Source organism: Pantoea sp. y20 (assembly GCF_054903455.1).
Map to the genome: position 1 here is coordinate 515,580 of NZ_JBUBNJ010000002.1, position 17,311 is coordinate 532,890.

Here is a 17,311-nt window from a genome sequence, read left to right on the forward strand (position 1 = left end):
CATCCTCGAGGGGTTGAAAACCACTTATCTTGACGCACTCCAGCATGCGCGATGGACAGGCTGAATTTAAAACGACCACCTCACGCCCGCGTTATAGCGCCAGCCTTTGGCGCCGTTGCCGTCGATCTCTTTGCGGTAATCGGCTTCGGCATACAGCGCAACGTCGTTATTCAGCGTGGCGCTGCCGCCTAAACCAACGTCCCACATCTGACCAAACTTGCCGCTTTCGAAGATTTGACTGTCTTCAGTATCCGCCGCACCGATTTTGGTTTTCGCGGTGCCGCCCCAGCCTTTGTAGTAGTTGGCGCGAACGTACGGCGTGTAGGCATTCTGGCTGGCGTCCAGCCAGGTGCGATCGAGGCGCGCGCCGAGTCGTCCGATGGTTTGATCGTAATCGTTGTACGACACGCGCGTGCGATCCTGATCGGTGAAGCTGTCCATCTTCATCTGCAGCCAGGTGATTTGCGCCTGCGGTTCAAGGCGCACGCCGTTGGCGAAGGTGAACGGATAGCCCGATTCCACCGACGCCGTCCAGCCTTTGCCTTTCGGTGTTGCCACCTCTTTCTGCCGGGCGATGTCGGTTTCACCGCGATACCAACCCCAACTCAGCGAGCCATCGAGGTAGAATCCGCTGTCGCGCAGCCAGGTGCCGTACAGCGAAATGCTGTCGCTGTCGAAACTGGTAGAGCTGTAACCGTCGGCTGCATGAGGACGAATGCGCGTGTTACCACGCGTGTAGGCCACGCCGCCGCGCAAGCTGTCTTGTGGGCCGTCGGCGCGCAGTACGTTGCCGCCCAGCTGTACCGCGCTGTAATCCAGATCGAAGTCGTAGCCGTAATCGGCCAAACTGCGATTGCTTTGATATTTCAGGTTGGAGCCGAGATAGCGGATAAACATCTCGCCGCCCACGGCATCGGACGCGGTTTGCTGCTGACGCAGTTCGCCGAGACGTTTATGCAGATCGTCGGTCACCGCCAGCGAGTAATACGCCAAACCCACCGGCGCGGAGATGTAGGACGGCACCTGCGGCGTCACGGCCAGCCGCGCGGCACGCTGATTGCTGCCCGCTTGTGGCTGGCACAGCGAACCGTCTTCACAGACAAAGGAGTTAGCGAGTCGATAATCCCACGCACCGGATGTTGAACTGCCCGGCGCGAAGCTGGCCAAACCATATTGCCACGGCCCGGACGCCACATAGCCGCTCTTGAGCGCAAAACTGGTTGCGCTGGCGCTGCCGGTTACCTGCGCCAGCGACACACCTTCGCTGGCGGCAATCACGCCATCGCGATTGCTATCCAGCTGCGGGCCGCCGATCAGCGTATCGTCGATCAAGGTGGTGCCCGACACATTGCCGTTTACGCGCAGGTTGTCGCTCTGCGTGGCGGTAGAGTTGAGTTTCAGGCTGCCGCCCGCCGATGCCAGTTGGCCATCAATGGTTAAAACATTCGCCGCCGCGTTGCCGCCGTTAGTGAGATCCAGCGTACCGGCGTTATTTACCACCAGCGAATCATCGGTCGCGCCTTGCAGCAGCGGATTGACGTTATCACCGGCAAACAGCGTACTGCCGGCGTCGATATTGATGGTGCTGTGCGCTAGCTTGATGTTGTCGGTTAGCGTCCACTGGGTGGCGAAGAAGTTGAGCGTGCTCCAGCCCGCGCCGAGGTTGGTGCCTTTGCTGACATCATCGCGGGTAAACGAGCCGCCGCGCGCCGTCAGTTCGCTGAGATTGAGCGTGCTGCCAGCGCCGTTTTCGGTGGTGATGTGACGGGTATCGGCCAGGCTGACTCTCTGCACCGTTGCCTGATTCGCCGCACCATTGCCCATCGTCAGGCTGCCGTTCAGCGTGCCGCCGGTCACCACCAGTTCATCGCTGCCGCTGCCGGTATTCACATCGCCGACCACCGCGCCATCGAGCAGCGCGATCACATCATTGCCTGCGCCTCCGGCTACGACGACCTGATCCGGGAACGGCGCGGAGATGGTGCCCTGGTTGATAAATACCGTATCGCCACCGCGCAGATCGATCAGCGGAGAGACGCGGCTGAGTGAGGCAATCGAACCCTGATTGATCACCTGGCTGGCGGTGCTGGTGACGATCGCCGAACCGCCGTTGAAATCGCGAATGCCAATTGAGCCCTGCGAAATCACTTTGCCGCTGGTGTTAGCGCGAACGCCGGTACCCTGGCCGGAAACCAGAATGGCGTAATCCTTGCCGATCACCAGATCGTTGCTGGTGGTTGAGCCATCGGCATTTTCGAAGCGATAACCGGTAGCACCACCGCTGACGTTGAGCAACGCGCGACCATTGGGATCAAATGAGGTCGCCGAACGCACGCCGTTGCCGCCGCTCACATCGAGCATCACGTTATCCAGCGAGATATTGCTGGTTTCCGCGCGGTTGTTGATTACGCTGCCGCTGCCATAAGCGCCGAGAATGATGTCGTTGGCTTCAAAGCCCTGCGCGCCATGATCCAGCAACAAGCCATCGGCTTTGCCCATCGCATAAATATTGCTCGCGCCCTGCCCGTCGCCGTAGATTTTCAGCCAGCCGCCGTTGCCAACGCGTAACGCTGCGGTGCCGTCATCAACGCGTAGGGAACTGTCCACCGGTACGTATTGGCCGTAGCCGCTGCTGACATCCACGCCGATGCCCGATGCGATACGCATGCTGCCACGGTTGATGAAATTACCGCCGTCATGCACGCGCGCGCCGGTGCTGTTTGGTCCGGTGAGATCGACGACGCCTTGATACTGATTAAACAACCGTGCGCCACCGCTCACATCAAAAGCGGTGCTATTGCTGCCGTTACCGGTGATTTGCGAGGCGGCGTAGATTTCCGACTCATCACCGCCGACCACCGCCGCGGTGCCGTTTTCGCCATTCAGGGCAATGTCGCTGGTGATCACGCCCTCGGCGCTGCCGCTGACGCGCATCACGGTGGCATTTTTGCCGGTCACGGTGTAATTGTCGGTGCGGGAAACCATCGCGTCGTATCCGCTCACCTCCATCCCAGTGCTGTTTTCCCCGCTGAGCGTTACATTGCCTGGCGTTTCGGCATACAGCCACGCGCCGTTGACAATCTCGTATAGCCTTGAGTTTTCAGTGCTGACATCAACGCTGCCGCCGTGGCTGATCAAACGCGTGCCGGGATCCGCGGCGCGAAAACCGTATTGGTTCCTGTCGTGGAACACCACGCGATTGCCATCACCTAAATCAAGTAGTCCACCGGCAAACACCGCGCCCGCCAGCGCGTTTGAGCCAAACAAATTGATGGTGCCGTTTTGATAGAAGCGCGCCAGCTCATGATAGGAGATCAATCCTCTGCTGGGTGAGAAACTCTCGGCATCCACGTTATACACATTGAGCAAGCCGATATTGATAACTTCAGTCGGCGTTACGCCATCGGTGTACTCGGGATTGCCGTACGCATACAGACCGGTGCTGCTGCGCGTCACGGTGACATCGCCACGGTTGAAGGCAAAGGCACCATTCTGCGCATAAATACCGTTGGTGCTCTGACCGCCTAAGGTGATGTCGCCGGTATTAATCAACTGGGCGTGATTGCTGACAACCAGCGCCTGCTGATTGTCACCAACGCCGCTGAGCGCCGCATGGTTGACCAGCAGCGTATCGGGATTGAACTGGGTTTGCGGGTTGATCGGGTCGCCTGTCAGGGTGAATTTATTGCCATCCGCCACCGCGCCGGTCGCGCCATTGCTGAGCAGCCTGATGCGGGTCGCCGCATCAATGGTGGCGTGCGCGCCGTCACTGATCTCAATAGCACGCGCGTAATTGCCGGCAACGTTGAAGGTCGCGCCATTGGTGTTGACGTCGGTGAACTCACCGCTGCCGTACACGCCCGTGGAGAACGAGTTGTTCATGGAAAGCGTGCGGCCGGTGCCGTCAAAATCTGCCCCATCTGCAACGCGGAAAATATTGCCGTACGGCACGGTTGCGCTGTAGCTGCCGTTGGCGGGCAAGTTGATTCTGGCGTTGGGGCCAAGGGTGTAAAAACTGATATGCCGTGCGGTATACACGTTGGGATCAGGCACGGATAGCGGCACCGCATTAGCGCTGACATCAACCACCGCAAGCCCTTCGGCACGAATACCAATATTCGAGCTTCCGCCGAGCCGGATCGGTCCGGTCAGTTTCGCGTAAGCCGTGCCGCCCGGCTCGCCCTTCACCCATACCGCCGTGTTAAAGGAATTAACAAACCGATCGCCATCGCCAGGCACGCTGATCGCGCCGCTGGAAAATGCCACGGAGTCATTGCCATCGCGCGCGAAGACTTTTAGGCCAGTGCTGTTGTAGCCGTTGACATTGATGGTGCCGATATTGCCAACCTTGCCGAGGCTGCCCGAATCGAGCACCAACATGCCAACGTTCTCGGCGGGTTGAACTTGCGCCTTGCCGTTAACGTCGATGACGCCATTGTTCAGCGTGACCGCGTGAGGCGCGAGTTCCACCTTCATCCCTGCCGCGTTTTGCACTTTGGATCCAATAACGATGTGGCCATTATTCACGGCTTTTGAATCAAGGAATTGATAGATGCCGCTGGCGCCGCCACTTAGATTGACGGCGACATCTTCGGTGGGATCATTTTTGCGATTTTGCGGTGTGCGCCCGATGTAGATGGTGCCATCTTTGGCGTTAACGAAACCGCCTTTGCCATCGCTGCTCAGCAAGACGCCCGCCGCCGTGCCGCCGCTGCTGACATCGCTTACGCCAACGTTGATGTTGCCGTGGTTCACCACTTTGCTGTTGTAGGCATTGATGCCGGTACTGAAGCCCGCGCCAGGTTGCAGGTTGATCACGCCACGATTGATAAACCGACTTTCATAACTGACGTCAACCGCGCTACCGCCCGCGCCAACCGTGCTGCTATCGACGCCTTTGCCATTGGCGTTATTAAGAAAACCGGCGTTGATGACGCCGTTGTTGAAGCCGCGCGCGCCGCTAAGCAACTCCAGGCCAGAACCGGTGCTGGCGAGTTTGCCATCGACTATCGCCTTCGCCCCGTTGCTGGCACGCATCACCGCGCTGTTGCTGTTCACCACTTCCAGCGTTTTGCCGCGATTGATTTTCACTGTTGCCTTCGGACCAACGGCGCTGAGCACCACCTGATCGAATATCGGTAGCGCCACTTCATCATCGAAGTTGTTGGTGCTCATGCGATACACCACGCGCCCTTCGCGCAGCGCGTAGGCTTTATTGAATTCTGTGTTGTAACTTTCGGTGCTGAGGTTGGCGTTGGAGAGCTGATCGATCAGCCAGTCGTTGTAATTGCGAAGTTCATTGAGATTGGTGACGTTGAACGTGCTAGTGCCGCCATCCAGCGTGTTGACGGTAAACACACCCGCGTATTCCACCACGTTGCCGACATCGTAAGCCAGGCGATCGCCACCGTACGGCGTGGTGCCGGCGGTGAAGGCGATACGGTTATTGGAATTCCAGTTCAAATTGCCTTTTTTGCTGGCGGTAAATAACTGGCTTTGCTTCGCCGCCATCGACCAGCTATTACTGGAGGAAGTCGTCGCCGCGTTATACTTGCCAATATCGATATTCAGCGTGCCATTACTGACGGAAGCGACACGCGCGTTGATATATTGTTTGTCGTTTACATCAAAATAATCTGGCACGACGGTATCCAGACCTACAGCAGGTAAATCAACCAGTTCTGCAGTATTAAATACCTGATAGGTGGTGTAGGTATTTTCTTCGTAATTGGGGATGCCAATAGCGTAATTCTGCGCACCGATTTGCAGCCGCGCCGCGCCAATCACGTTGTCATTGATAATTCGCCCAATATTGCGCAACTCACCAATCGTTACGCTGCCCGTACCGTTTTCACCCGGCGCGAACTGCGGCAATCCGCTCACCGTTTGCGTGCTGCCATTACATAAACAGTAAGCACCAACCTTATTGTCATTAATTTCAGGCGTATAAGGCTTTAATATCGCCGCCGTTGTCGGCAACACAGGGAACATCACGCCTTGCGCAGCCACAAGGCTTAGTAACACCGGATTTAATTTAAACACAATGTTTTCCTCAACAGAGAAAAGACAATACGCGCACGGATTATTACCGTTGCGCTTTAGGTTTGTTTAAGTAATCGAATTATTTTGTTTCAGCTTTTTAATGTTTGAAATCGGGTGAAATGAGTATCTACGCTTTAGCTGGCAAGCGTCCAGTTTGAGTTAAGGATTTGTGAGGTGGGAGATAGGATTTAGGAATTAAGCCAGGGGGATTTTATAATTACCCGGATCTAATAGTCGTAAAGATGATGATATTGAAACATCAAGTAAACTATATGGGATTTAATAAAACTCTCATGAATACATTGTGATTTATTCGAATCTTTTATTCAGCCAAAGGCCAGGCCGCTAATCCCTTTAATTCCTGCAGTACAAACATACTCTGCATCTCCAACTGCGCGATAAATCGCGCCGCTACAAAATGTGCGGAATTTATACTCCAGCGATCGCTTACTTTTGCATTCCCACTCAAGGTGAAATACTCAACATGGATTTCGACGCAAACACCCATCGCTGCACCATCTTGATTGATCAGCAACTGCCCGCCGGATTGGCAATGAACGCTGCCAGCATTATCGGCATTAGTTTTGGCAAATTACCAGGAAATTTGGTGGGGCCGAATCAGCAAAGCCAGGATGGCGTTGATTATCCCGGCGTCATCTACGCGCCGCTGGCGCAATCCTGCAAAACGTACGAAGAGTATGGCGAGCGTATTGCTGACGCGCACAGCGATCAGATTGAGTTGGTGGCGCTCGGTTTGATAGGTCCAAAGAAAAAAAATTACCCTTTTAACCGGCAATTTGAAGCTGTATCGCTAAACATCCTCTTCGGCGGCGAACCACGCAGGCGGCTGGCCGACATAGCGACTGAATGCCACGCTGAAGGCGCTGGCGGAGCAATAGCCAACGCGCTCTGCCACTTCGGCTACCGCCATGCTTTTACCGCGCAGCAGATTTTTCGCCAGCGCCATGCGCCACGTCAGCAGGTAGACCATCGGCGCCACGCCAACCGCTTCGCGGAAACGCACAAAGAAAGAGGAACGTGACAGCGCGGCGGTTTTCGCCAGTTCGGCCACCGTCCAGCTGTGCGCAGGGTTTGCATGGATGGCGCGGATTGCCGCCGCCAGCCGTTCGTCAGCTAACCGCTCATCACGCCCGGACACGCATTGCAGATCGGCATTGATCGCAGCGCTTCGATTAACAGCAGCTCTAGCAAGCGTTCCAGTACCACATGACGCGCCGGACGCTGTGCGCGGCACTCATCCATCACTAACTGCACAAGCGTGGTCAGGCGCGATTCGCCGCGCATGGAGAACACGCAGCTTGAGCCGTATCAGCCGCTATTAGATGGCGTTTTCAGCGCGATGCAGCAGCCACAACCGACCACCAAGGCACTGGATGTGGCGGAAGCGGTGTGGCGTGCGGCGACCGATCCGCATGCTCCGATGCGCATTCCAGCTGGCGAAGATGCGGTGGCGCTGGCGAACGAAGTGGGTTAACTGTGAATTTCGGCGACTGCCATGGTGAAAACCAGCGGCAGTTCGCCGAGGTTCGCATAACTGTGCGGTGCGGCGGTTTTCGCCACCGCTGAACTGCCGCGCGGCACCTGCAACTGCTGTTCATCAACCGTTAACGTAAGTTCACCTTGCTCGACATGCAGCAGTTCGTAAGTGCGCTGCGGATGGCCCGGCGAGGCGAACTGTTCGCCGGGGAACATCTCCCAACGCCATAGCTCGATCATATCCGGGCCTTGCGTGCCCGCCAGCAAACGCGCCGTGCCGCCCTTGTCACCTTGCCAAAGTATTGGAATGTCCTCTTGAGCAACCAGATGCGCCAGCGGATCGGCGGTGACATTCACAATATCGGCCACCGATATTCCTAGCGCTGCCGCCACTTTGCACAAAATGGCGATGCTGGGATTCGCGCTGCCTTTTTCAATCTCAACTAACATGCCTTTACTGACGCCCGCGCGGCGCGAGAGCTCATCCAGCGACAGTTTTTGCTGTTGGCGGAAACTTTTGACGCTGGCTGAAACGGCGGCACTGACATAGTCGATATCAGAACCTGTTTCGGTCAATTTATTGACTTTCGTCTTCATCGGTCACTATTATGGAATAAATTAGTCATTACAGGATTATGTTATGTTCGCCTTTCGCCCGTCAATCGATCCTTCCGTTTCTGCTTTAGCGCCTGACTTTACCGCGCTCAGCATTTTAGTTCAGGCTGCGCCAGTGTTGCGTCCGCAAGTTGGTGAAGAAGCTTTAGCGCAAGCTTGTCGCGATGTGCTGCAGGATGATTTTCCGTGGGCAGAAGCACATCTGACGCAATGGGCGGAAATGTTCAAACATTTTGGTGCCAAACCGAAACGTACGCCCTGTTCGGCAGATGCCTTGCGCAAGCGCGTGCAGCGCGACGGATCATTGGCAGCCATCGATCCAATCGTGGATCTCTACAATGCGGTGAGCATTCGTTTCGCCATTCCGGTTGGTGGTGAGAATGTGGCCGCTTACGTGGGCAACCCGCGGCTAACGCGCGCCGATGGCAACGAACCCTTCGATGTCTATAAAGAAGGCGTCTTGAGCCATGAATCTCCCGAACCTGGCGAAGTGGTGTGGCGGGATGACGCAGGCGTAACCTGTCGTCGCTGGAACTGGCGACAAGGTGTGCGCACGCGTCTCAGTATTGAGCAAACGCAGATGTGGTTTGTGCTGGAGCGATTACCAGCGATGCCACTCGAAGCATTGCAACATGCGGGCGATATGCTGGAGCAAGGTATTCAGCAGATGATGCCCGGCGTTATTATCGAACGCAGTATACTTGGCAATATCAATCACTAATCGCTATGTTGTCACTCTCGCCTGTCACCTTTGAGGAATCGAAATGCACATCAGCCTGCTGGCGCAACAGCCTCAGTTTTTGGATGCGGTGACGCAAATGCTGCATCAAGAATGGTCAGATTTCCCCAACTGGCGCGATGCGGCAGTGATTGAGCAGCGATTACAGGCGCGCAATGCCGCCGAGGCCAAAACGCTGACGCTGGTGGCAACTACAAGCGATGGCGAATTGATGGCGACCGCCAGCATTATCCATTACGAACTGCACGATATCGCCGAGCGCGAGTTTTGGCTCGGCGAAGTCATTACTGCCGCAACACACCGTGGAAAAGGGTTGGCGAGTGGCCTGGTGACGCGCTTAATTACCGAAGCGCGTCAGCGTGGGATCACCGCGTTGTGGCTGTATACGCCGGATCAACAAGCGCTCTATCGCCGCTTCGGCTGGCAGGATGTAGAGCAGCGCGTGATTGCTGATGAAGATGTTACGGTGATGAAGCTGGTGCTCTAAGTGGATTTTGCCAACGCCTGTAACGCCGCCAATCCATCGCGTGCCATCCATGTGCGCAGCGGCGCAAACAGCGGTTGCGGCAGATTCTCAGGTGCGAACCATTGCCAGCCGTGGCACTTTTCAGGCTCCATCAGTTGTGGTTCACCGATTGCGTCCTGCGCCACCATCAGTAGCGTAATGTAGTGCTTGTTGACCTCGGGAAACACATCGCTAACGAACGCGCCGTTTTGCAGTTTACCAAGCTGTAAGCCGGTTTCTTCCAGCACTTCGCGACGCGCGCAGGCTTCCGGCGATTCGCCAAACTCCAGATGCCCGCCCGGCGCAGACCAGTCGCCCGCGCCGTGGCTGCCTTTGCGTTGCCCTAGTAACAGTTTTCCATCGCGGAAAATTAAAACGCCGATTCCCACTTGTGGCGACATGGTTGCTCCCTGGTTTGCCAGGCCGTCATAAATGACGACCCTGCGTTAAAAATTGCCCCACGTTTTATCACATTCTGTGCCGTGCGTTTATCGCTGCGCTTTAAGCCGCAGCGCCATCACCATCAGCAACACAATGCCTACGCTCATGATTATCCACGCACTATCGAGCGAGGCGGCGCGGTCACGCACGATGCCAGCGATCAGCGGCATCAACGCCGCCAGCAAATAACCGCCGCCCTGCACGAAGGATAGCAATGCGCCCGCTTCTTCCGGCGTGTGCGCGTGATCGAGCGTGACGATCAGCGAGAGCGGGAACAGCGCGCCAATGCCTAATCCGAGCAGCAATGTAGGCAACCACGCCTGCGCCCCGCCAAGCCACAGCAGACTGATCAAGCCCAGCAGAATCAAAGTTAACACCACCAGCAGCGGACGGCGACGATCGCGGAAGCGATGAATCAACGCCGACAGCACAAAACCCGCGGCAACTTCCGTCAGCGTGAGCGCGCCCAGCACATAGCCACTTTGTTCAGGTTGCCAGCCGTGCTGCATGTAAAATGGCGGCAGCCACGCCAGCACCAAGGTGTACGCGCCGGTGCCAATGCCAAAGAAGATCATCAACAGCCAGGCACGCGGTGAGCGAGCAGTGCGTGGAGCCTGGCTGCTTTGCATTGGCGTTACGCCGCGTGAAAACGTCAACCACAGCAACAGCGCGATGACTGCGGGGACAACAGGAATTGCCAGCGTTAACGCTAAACCTTGCGATTTCGCCAATGGTGCGGCGCTGGCGGCAGCAATCGCTGCGCCCGCCATAATCCCGGTGGTGAACAGCGCCATCAGCGTGCCTGCTTTCGTACCAAAGTGACGTTTGATCTGCGCTGGCATTAAGGCCTGAATCAATCCGATACCGCACCCCGCCACCAGCGCGCTGGTAATCAACGCTGTGGCAGATTGGTCGAACCCACGCGCGACGCTCGCCAGCGCCAGCAACAGCAATCCGGCAGCGATACCGCGTACTTCGCCGAGCCGGCGCAACAGCAGCGGCCCGGCCAGCGCCGCCAATCCCATCATGATGACCGGCAACGTGGTCAGCAGGCTAAGCTGCGTGGCGCTGAGCTGCGCGTCGCGCTGCAGGAGTGGAAAGAGCGGTCCCATCGCCGCCATAATCGGCCGCAAATTCAGTGCGATAACAAAAACCAGTAAGGCAAACATCCCAACCGCAGGTAAAGTACGATTCACTTTGCATCTCCATGCTCATTAAAAGTATCTTAACGTTAAGATAATTTTCGCAGCAGCAACAGCCCATGCGCACAAAGCAACAAATGGGGATGAGATGGCGAATATTAATCACCGCACAATCCGTAGCGGCGCAATTTATTGCGCGATGAATCGCGCCGCTACGGATTGTGCAAACAGGCAACAACAACATCTGGAGAAATCAATTTGACCGATCACGTCGATTTTGTAGTTGAACAGTGGGCCAGCGCGATGCCGGAGCTGGATGCATCGTCGATGGCGGTATTTGGTCGCATGCTGCGTATCATGAAACATCTGGCGAAAACGCGCGCTGAAGCGCTGGCACCGTTTGGATTTCGCGATGGCGAATTTGATGTGCTGGCGACGCTGCGGCGCGCGGGTGCACCCTATCGCTTATCGCCGACCCAGCTGTATAAATCATTGCTGGTGACATCGGGCGCGATGACCAATCGCCTCAATCGGCTGGAAGAAGTGGGGTCGATTGTGCGCGTTGCCGATCCCGACGATAAGCGCAGCATGCTGGTGGCGCTGACTGAAGAAGGATTAGCGAAGATCGAGCAAGCCCTGCTGGTACACACGCAAACGCAAAATAGCCTGCTGGAAACGCTGGATGCAGCGCAGCAAGCGCAGCTGAAAACCTTGCTGAGTCAATTGTTGGTGGCAACAGAAGCGGAAAGGTAAAAACGCTGTCGCTGATGTGTCAAATAATGAATTAATTCAGCGCATTTTCCATTAAAGTAACCGTCCCGCCAGGCCTTTTTACGGATTAAAAATGAGCAATAAATACGCCCCATCGCAGATTTTTCTTCACTGGTTGACCTTCCTGTTGGTCGTCACTGCGTATTGCACCATGGAATTTCGTGGACTGGCGACGCGCGGTTCGTGGCAAGGCTTTGCCATGATTATTGGTCACTTCAGCGCAGGAAGTTGTGTGCTGGTGATTATGCTGTCACGCATCCTGCTGCGTTTCCGCCATCGCAGCCCGGCGATTTTGCCCAAGCCGCCGCACTGGCAAACCGGTCTGGCGCATCTGATGCATCTGGCGATCTACGTGTTTTTCATTGTCTTGCCCACGCTGGGCATTTTGTCGCGCTTCTATATGGGCCGCACCTGGTGGATTTTTGGCATTCCGATGCCGGTGAGTGGCGATCCGGATCCGGATTTCGCCGACATGATTGCGGACTGGCATGAAACCCTCGCGCCCTACGGATACTGGCTGATCGGCATTCATGCCGTGGCCGCGCTGGCGCACCATTATCTGTTCAAAGACAATACGTTAGTGCGCATGATGCCTGCGCGCCGCGCGCGCGCTAAAACGTCAGACTGAAGCTGTCATCCAGCAACGCCAGAATCTCGCTATCCGGCAAGCCGTTCTCCAGCGTGATGCTCAGCCAATGCTCTTTGTTCATGTGGTAAGCCGGATAAACGCCGGCCAACTGGCGCAGCGACCCAATCAGTTCAGGTCGCGCTTTGATGTTCATCACATCAATTACCGGCCCATCCGGTAAACCGAGTTTGTGACTCTCCAGCGGGAACACCAGCGCAAACCATTTGCGGTGCCGCGGATGACGCAGCACCGCATATTCACTGTGCTTTTTCCACGGGTAATCGGGTTCTACCTGATAGTGCTGAATGATGTAGTCGAACAGCTGCTGGCGTTGCATGCATCCTCCGTGGTGAACGCGGGATAAGGGCCGCCGAAGATGGCGGCCCTGAGACTTTATAAAGCTGAAGCAAAAGTTGCCAGTGTTCGATTAAAACGCGCAGATTCTTCGATAAATGGCGCATGGCCAGAATCAGCAAACATCCGTATCTGAATGCGCGAATTGATACGCTTTACTCTGGCGAGAGATGCAGCAGGATTCACCAATGCATCATGCTCACCGTAGATGAACAGCAGCGGCACACGCACATTTTTTACTCCTTTTTCTAATGCAATGGTCATGGTGGGCACCGCTCGTTGCATGGGCCACGCAGCCAGCGCGGCGTTGGCCAGCAGGCGTTCAAAGGTGGTGCGGTCAGGTTGCTGGTAAAAACACAGCTGCAGAAAGGCCCGCTCGCCATCCAGATGTGTTTTCAAATCACTTGCCGTCATTGCGCCATATACGTCGTGCGCCGGAATCAACGTGGGATTGAGCTCTACCACGCCGCCGACGTAGATAGCGCCACTGATATTACCGTCACCATAGGCCGCCAGATAGTTGGTGATCACCGCCCCGCCCAATGACCATCCGACTAATAACGGCTTATTGGCATGGCTTTGATTAATTACTGCGCGGAGATCGTCGGCCCAGCGTTTCCCATCGCGGTAAGCTGATTCTTGTTCAGGCTTGTCGGATAAACCGTGCCCACGCATATCGAAAGTAATCAGCCGATAGCGTTGCTGTAACTGCGCATCACTGATCTGTTTTTCCCAGTTTAAGTGGCTGCCAAGCAAACCATGAATAAACACAATAGGTAAACCATCAGGATTACCTGATTCCTGTACTGCCAGTTTCACGCCATCTGGCGCGGTAATGGTGTACTGCTTCTCAGCGGCGAACAGCGAGGCAGAAAAGAGCATGAGAACGACGCTAAACAGCGTGCGTTTAAAAAGTAACAGCATAAAAATCTCCTTAAATGAATGATTCCCGGCTATCCTAAACCCTGACACTGATGTCAGAGTCAAGCCGCTTTATGGGGAGTCACTTATGCAGTTATCAATTGGAGAGCTGGCAAGAGAGACAGGCGTGAGCGTGCGCGCCATTCGTCATTACGATCGCCATCATCTGCTAACTTCAACACGTGCCTGCAATGGATACCGTTTTTTCCCGCCACAGGCGATAACCCAGGTGCGCCAGATTCAACGGCTCATCAATACCGGTTTCAGCATTGCCGAAATCTGCTCTTTTCCGGATTGTATGCGCATGATCGAAGGGGCAGCATTTTGCCCGGAAACTCAGGCTGTGCAATATAAGCGACTGGCGGATATTGAACGCCAAATTAGTGAACTCGAATCTCGTCGGGCATTGCTGATGGCCACGCTGGCTGAAGGCATCACCCGATGATGTGGTTTTATCAACAGTGCGGTCAGTAATGTGCTTTGCGGATAAATTTTTGCGCTAAATCAGCGCCCTTAAACCAGGGAAGTGAGTGATGTTCCATCTGATTTTCAGCATACCGAGCTGGTATGTGATCGCCCGATTTTTGTTCCCGTTAGCCATGCCCTTGCTGTTAAAAATCATCCTTTCTCTGCTGGTGTTGCTGGCTTCGCAATATCTGCTGGTGAGCCGTTTTACCTCTGGCAGCATGTTCTCGCCGGAAATGCCGCGCGCCATCGTCATCCTGTTCAACTGGGGTTTCAGCGCCGTTTTATTCCTCGCGCTGACGCAGTTTGTGATTGATGTAGTGGCGCTGGTTTCACTGTTGTTCCGCCATCCGTTCGAAATCGTGCCCGCGGTGCGTTATGTGGCGGCGGCGTTTGCCTTGATTCTGGCCACGGTTGGCGTTTATCAGGCTATCCGCGTTCCGCCCATCAAAGATGTGACCATCGAAATCGACAACCTTCCGAGCGAATTCGAAGGCTATCAACTCTTGCAGTTAACGGACATGCACATCACCAAACTTTTTAATGAGAAATGGACGCGCGCGCTGGTGCAAAAAGCCATGACGCTGGACGTTGACTTGATTCTGGTCACTGGCGATGTGATTGACGGTACGCTGCAGAACCGTCGTGCGGACGTCGAACCGCTGCGCGGATTACACGCCCGCGATGGCGTTTTCGCCATCACCGGCAATCACGAATATTTCTTTGAGCAGGAGCGCTGGACCGCACATCTGGCGTCGCTAGGTCTGGAGCCGTTACTCAATCGCCATACGGTGATTAAGCGCGATAACTCCGAGCTGGTGATCGCCGGCATGCCGGATACGTCAGCAGCACGACGTGGCGCAGTTGGCCCCGATTTGGAACTGGCGCTGGCCGGTGCGCCGGAAAACGCTCCGGTGATCTTGCTCGACCACCAGCCGCGCAACGCCCGGCAAAACGCACAGAAAAACATCGATCTGCAGCTGTCCGGCCACACGCACGGCGGGCTAATTATTGGCTTTGATCGCCTGTTTGCCAAACCCAACGCGGGCTTCGTGTCAGGGCTGTATCATGTCGACGGCATGCAGCTCTACGTCAACAACGGCACCGCGCTCTGGCCTGGCATGGCGGTGCGTTTGGGCCGCCCCTCAGAGTTGACCCGCATTACGCTGCAGCGCAAACCGTAACGCACTTAAGATTGTGGGATTGCCCGCGAGGCATCCCACAATCTCATCATCTGTGCGATTCCGCGCTCAACTTCGTGGAGAGGAACATCATCGCGGGCTAGCGTTGAGATCCCCAGCATAAAACTGTTGAAGCTGACCGCCAGCGAAAGCGTCTCCTCCTCATCCCGCAACTCACCGCTGCCGATCCCTCTTTCAACGCAATGCTTTATCCCTTCACGGGTGCGCATGCGCGATGCTTCAAGCGGTTTAAGCACGTGGCGATTTTCCTCAGAACAGGAAGACATCACGCTTAGCGCAACCATGCATCCACGCGGATGCGCAGGATCGTACTGCATTCTGGCGGAGTTGAGCAGCGCGGTTTCCAGCGCCTGGCGAGCGGGCACGCGGGTATCCCACAAAGCTTCCGTGACCTGAGCATGGGTTTGCAAATAACAGTTCACGGCTTCAGCAAAGAGTGCCTCTTTCGATCCAAACGCGGCGTAGAAGCTTGGCGCGGTGATGCCTTTGCCTATTGAGGCTTTGAGCTGCGCCAGCGAGGTTGATTCATAGCCGTTTTCCCAGAAAAGGTGCATCGCTTTGATCACCGCTTCATCCCGGTCAAATTGTCTTGGTCTGCCTGTTCTCATCATCACATCCTCCGCCATTTATACTAATCGATACAGAATTCATTGACAACGCACAGCTCGCCTCCGCAATATAAATACCGATCGATACATATATCCATGGCGCTTCGCGGCGCTGTTGCAAATCAAGAGCAGGCTAAATAATGAATTCAACGTTTAAGCACGAAGAAGCCCAACGGCTGCCAATCCCGGCGCTTTTGGCGCTCGCAATGGCAGGTTTTATCTGCATCCTGACTGAAACCATACCCGCCGGATTGCTGCCACAAATCAGTCAGGGGCTTAATATTTCCCCCTCGCTGGCCGGTCAATGGGTTACCGCCTATGCAGCCGGTTCGCTACTGGCCGCGATTCCGCTCACATTGCTGACCCGAAGCTGGTCGCGCCGGGTTGTGCTGCTGAGCACCGTGTGTGGATTTCTGCTGTTTAACACTCTTACCGCCGTCTCTTCTGACGTTGTCATCATCTTAATAGCGCGATTTTTTGCGGGTGCGTCAGCCGGTTTGGCGTGGAGTCTGATTGCGGGCTATGCGCGAAGAATGGTGGTTCCATCGCTGCAGGGACGCGCATTGGCGCTCGCCATGGTGGGCACGCCCATCGCTCTTTCACTCGGTGTTCCGGCAGGCACATGGATGGGTTCGTTGCTGGGATGGCGTCTGACATTTGCCGCCATGTCGGGTCTCTCTCTCATTCTTATCGGCTGGATTTTGCTGGCCGTGCCGAACTATCCCGGCCAATCTGCTACGCAAAAAATGCCGCTCGGCGCAGTGTTACGCCTCCCCGGCGTAGGTGCCGTGCTGGGTGTGGTGCTGACCTGGATGCTGGCGCATAACATTCTCTATACCTACATTGCACCGTTCATTGCTTCAGCCGGTCTGGCGCATCGCGTGGATGTGGTGCTGCTGATCTTTGGTATGGCGGCATTGGGGGGAATATTCATCACCGGTAAGATCATTGATACGCATCTGCGCAAAGCGGTGCTGCTGTCACTCTCCATCTTTGCTGCGGTGTCGGTGATTTTTGGTCTGAGTACGCCAACACCCGCCGTGATCTATGCGGGCATAGCCGTTTGGGGACTCACCTTCGGCGGTGCCGCGACGCTGCTGCAAACGGCTCTGGCAGATGCCGCCGGCGAATATGCCGATGTCGCGCTCTCCATGAATGTCGTCACCTGGAACAGCGCTATCGCCCTCGGCGGTTTGACCGGCGGAATGTTGCTGGAACATGTCGGCTCCCAATCTTTTCCGTGGGCGATTCTGCTATTGCTGTTGGTCGCGTTGGGAATTGCGCTGCGTGCTAAGCAGGGTTTCCCGGCTGAGAACAGCCGGGAAACCGGCATTACACCGGTGGCTTAGCGTAAACATACATTGCACATGCTGTAGCGGCG

Annotated in this window: 16 protein-coding genes and 2 pseudogenes; 9 read left to right on the plus strand and 9 right to left on the minus strand. The window is 55.8% G+C overall.

The window, feature by feature from the left end; all coding sequences use genetic code 11:
• Positions 1-66: 66 nt before the first annotated feature.
• Positions 67-6,042, minus strand: a complete 5,976-nt coding sequence (locus ACYAC5_RS22210) for an autotransporter outer membrane beta-barrel domain-containing protein (RefSeq protein ID WP_462063077.1) — start codon at positions 6,040-6,042, stop codon at positions 67-69.
• A 322-nt stretch (positions 6,043-6,364) separates the two neighbouring features.
• Positions 6,365-6,577, minus strand: coding sequence for a hypothetical protein (locus ACYAC5_RS22215; protein ID WP_462063424.1), 213 nt, complete (start codon positions 6,575-6,577; stop codon positions 6,365-6,367).
• On the opposite strand from ACYAC5_RS22215, the pseudogene ACYAC5_RS22220 reads away from it, so the two are divergent.
• Positions 6,527-6,857 (plus strand): annotated as a pseudogene (locus ACYAC5_RS22220) (DUF2000 domain-containing protein). The gene ACYAC5_RS22215 and the pseudogene ACYAC5_RS22220 sit on opposite strands and share 51 nt — an antisense overlap.
• Here the strand turns inward: ACYAC5_RS22220 and ACYAC5_RS22225 are convergent.
• Positions 6,854-7,347, minus strand: a pseudogene (locus ACYAC5_RS22225) (helix-turn-helix domain-containing protein); the annotation flags it as partial. The pseudogenes ACYAC5_RS22220 and ACYAC5_RS22225 overlap by 4 nt on opposite strands.
• Here ACYAC5_RS22225 and ACYAC5_RS22230 point away from each other — a divergent pair.
• Positions 7,346-7,537, plus strand: coding sequence for a Rossmann-fold NAD(P)-binding domain-containing protein (locus ACYAC5_RS22230; RefSeq protein ID WP_435530564.1), 192 nt, complete (start codon positions 7,346-7,348; stop codon positions 7,535-7,537). The pseudogene ACYAC5_RS22225 and the gene ACYAC5_RS22230 sit on opposite strands and share 2 nt — an antisense overlap.
• Here the strand turns inward: ACYAC5_RS22230 and ACYAC5_RS22235 are convergent.
• Positions 7,534-8,136 carry a helix-turn-helix domain-containing protein gene (locus ACYAC5_RS22235; RefSeq protein ID WP_462063078.1) on the minus strand — a complete coding sequence of 201 codons (603 nt, stop codon included), beginning with the start codon at positions 8,134-8,136 and terminating at the stop codon, positions 7,534-7,536. The two genes, ACYAC5_RS22230 and ACYAC5_RS22235, sit on opposite strands and share 4 nt — an antisense overlap.
• Positions 8,137-8,179: 43 nt before the next feature.
• Between ACYAC5_RS22235 and ACYAC5_RS22240 the strand changes: the two genes are divergently transcribed.
• Positions 8,180-8,875: a B3/B4 domain-containing protein gene (locus tag ACYAC5_RS22240; RefSeq protein ID WP_462063079.1), complete on the plus strand. Its 696-nt coding sequence runs from the start codon at positions 8,180-8,182 to the stop codon at positions 8,873-8,875.
• 43 nt (positions 8,876-8,918) lie between these two features.
• The gene (locus ACYAC5_RS22245; RefSeq protein ID WP_277975319.1) at positions 8,919-9,380 is read left to right on the plus strand and encodes a GNAT family N-acetyltransferase; all 462 of its coding nucleotides are present in this window, start codon (positions 8,919-8,921) and stop codon (positions 9,378-9,380) included.
• Here the strand turns inward: ACYAC5_RS22245 and ACYAC5_RS22250 are convergent.
• A complete protein-coding gene (locus tag ACYAC5_RS22250; RefSeq protein WP_462063081.1) occupies positions 9,377-9,799 on the minus strand; it encodes a nucleotide triphosphate diphosphatase NUDT15 in 423 nt (140 codons plus the stop codon). The genes ACYAC5_RS22245 and ACYAC5_RS22250 overlap by 4 nt on opposite strands.
• Positions 9,800-9,886: 87 nt before the next feature.
• Positions 9,887-11,035 (minus strand): MFS transporter, encoded by a 1,149-nt coding sequence (locus tag ACYAC5_RS22255; protein WP_462063083.1) that lies wholly within the window; start codon positions 11,033-11,035, stop codon positions 9,887-9,889.
• A 204-nt stretch (positions 11,036-11,239) separates the two neighbouring features.
• Between ACYAC5_RS22255 and ACYAC5_RS22260 the strand changes: the two genes are divergently transcribed.
• Both ACYAC5_RS22260 and cybB read left to right on the plus strand, forming a co-directional pair.
• Entirely contained in the window at positions 11,240-11,734 is a 495-nt protein-coding gene (locus tag ACYAC5_RS22260; RefSeq protein ID WP_101761421.1) for a MarR family winged helix-turn-helix transcriptional regulator, read from the plus strand.
• 91 nt (positions 11,735-11,825) lie between these two features.
• Complete coding sequence (cybB, locus tag ACYAC5_RS22265; RefSeq protein ID WP_192412903.1) at positions 11,826-12,380, plus strand: cytochrome b561; 555 nt, start codon at positions 11,826-11,828, stop codon at positions 12,378-12,380.
• Here cybB and ACYAC5_RS22270 read toward each other — a convergent pair.
• The gene (locus tag ACYAC5_RS22270; RefSeq protein WP_101761419.1) at positions 12,364-12,717 is read right to left on the minus strand and encodes an MmcQ/YjbR family DNA-binding protein; all 354 of its coding nucleotides are present in this window, start codon (positions 12,715-12,717) and stop codon (positions 12,364-12,366) included. The two genes, cybB and ACYAC5_RS22270, sit on opposite strands and share 17 nt — an antisense overlap.
• A gap of 56 nt (positions 12,718-12,773) precedes the next feature.
• Positions 12,774-13,658, minus strand: a complete 885-nt coding sequence (locus ACYAC5_RS22275) for an alpha/beta fold hydrolase (protein ID WP_192412901.1) — start codon at positions 13,656-13,658, stop codon at positions 12,774-12,776.
• Positions 13,659-13,743: 85 nt separating this feature from the next.
• On the opposite strand from ACYAC5_RS22275, the gene ACYAC5_RS22280 reads away from it, so the two are divergent.
• Together ACYAC5_RS22280 and ACYAC5_RS22285 are read left to right on the plus strand one after the other, a co-directional pair.
• The gene (locus ACYAC5_RS22280; RefSeq protein WP_110866970.1) at positions 13,744-14,100 is read left to right on the plus strand and encodes a MerR family transcriptional regulator; all 357 of its coding nucleotides are present in this window, start codon (positions 13,744-13,746) and stop codon (positions 14,098-14,100) included.
• Positions 14,101-14,188: 88 nt separating this feature from the next.
• Complete coding sequence (locus tag ACYAC5_RS22285; protein ID WP_192412899.1) at positions 14,189-15,304, plus strand: metallophosphoesterase; 1,116 nt, start codon at positions 14,189-14,191, stop codon at positions 15,302-15,304.
• Positions 15,305-15,309: 5 nt separating this feature from the next.
• Here the strand turns inward: ACYAC5_RS22285 and ACYAC5_RS22290 are convergent, their stop codons facing one another.
• Entirely contained in the window at positions 15,310-15,933 is a 624-nt protein-coding gene (locus tag ACYAC5_RS22290; protein WP_137386958.1) for a TetR/AcrR family transcriptional regulator, read from the minus strand.
• A gap of 137 nt (positions 15,934-16,070) precedes the next feature.
• Here ACYAC5_RS22290 and ACYAC5_RS22295 point away from each other — a divergent pair, with 137 nt between their 5' ends.
• Positions 16,071-17,279 carry an MFS transporter gene (locus ACYAC5_RS22295; RefSeq protein ID WP_462063086.1) on the plus strand — a complete coding sequence of 403 codons (1,209 nt, stop codon included), beginning with the start codon at positions 16,071-16,073 and terminating at the stop codon, positions 17,277-17,279.
• The last annotated feature ends 32 nt before the right edge of the window (positions 17,280-17,311 follow it).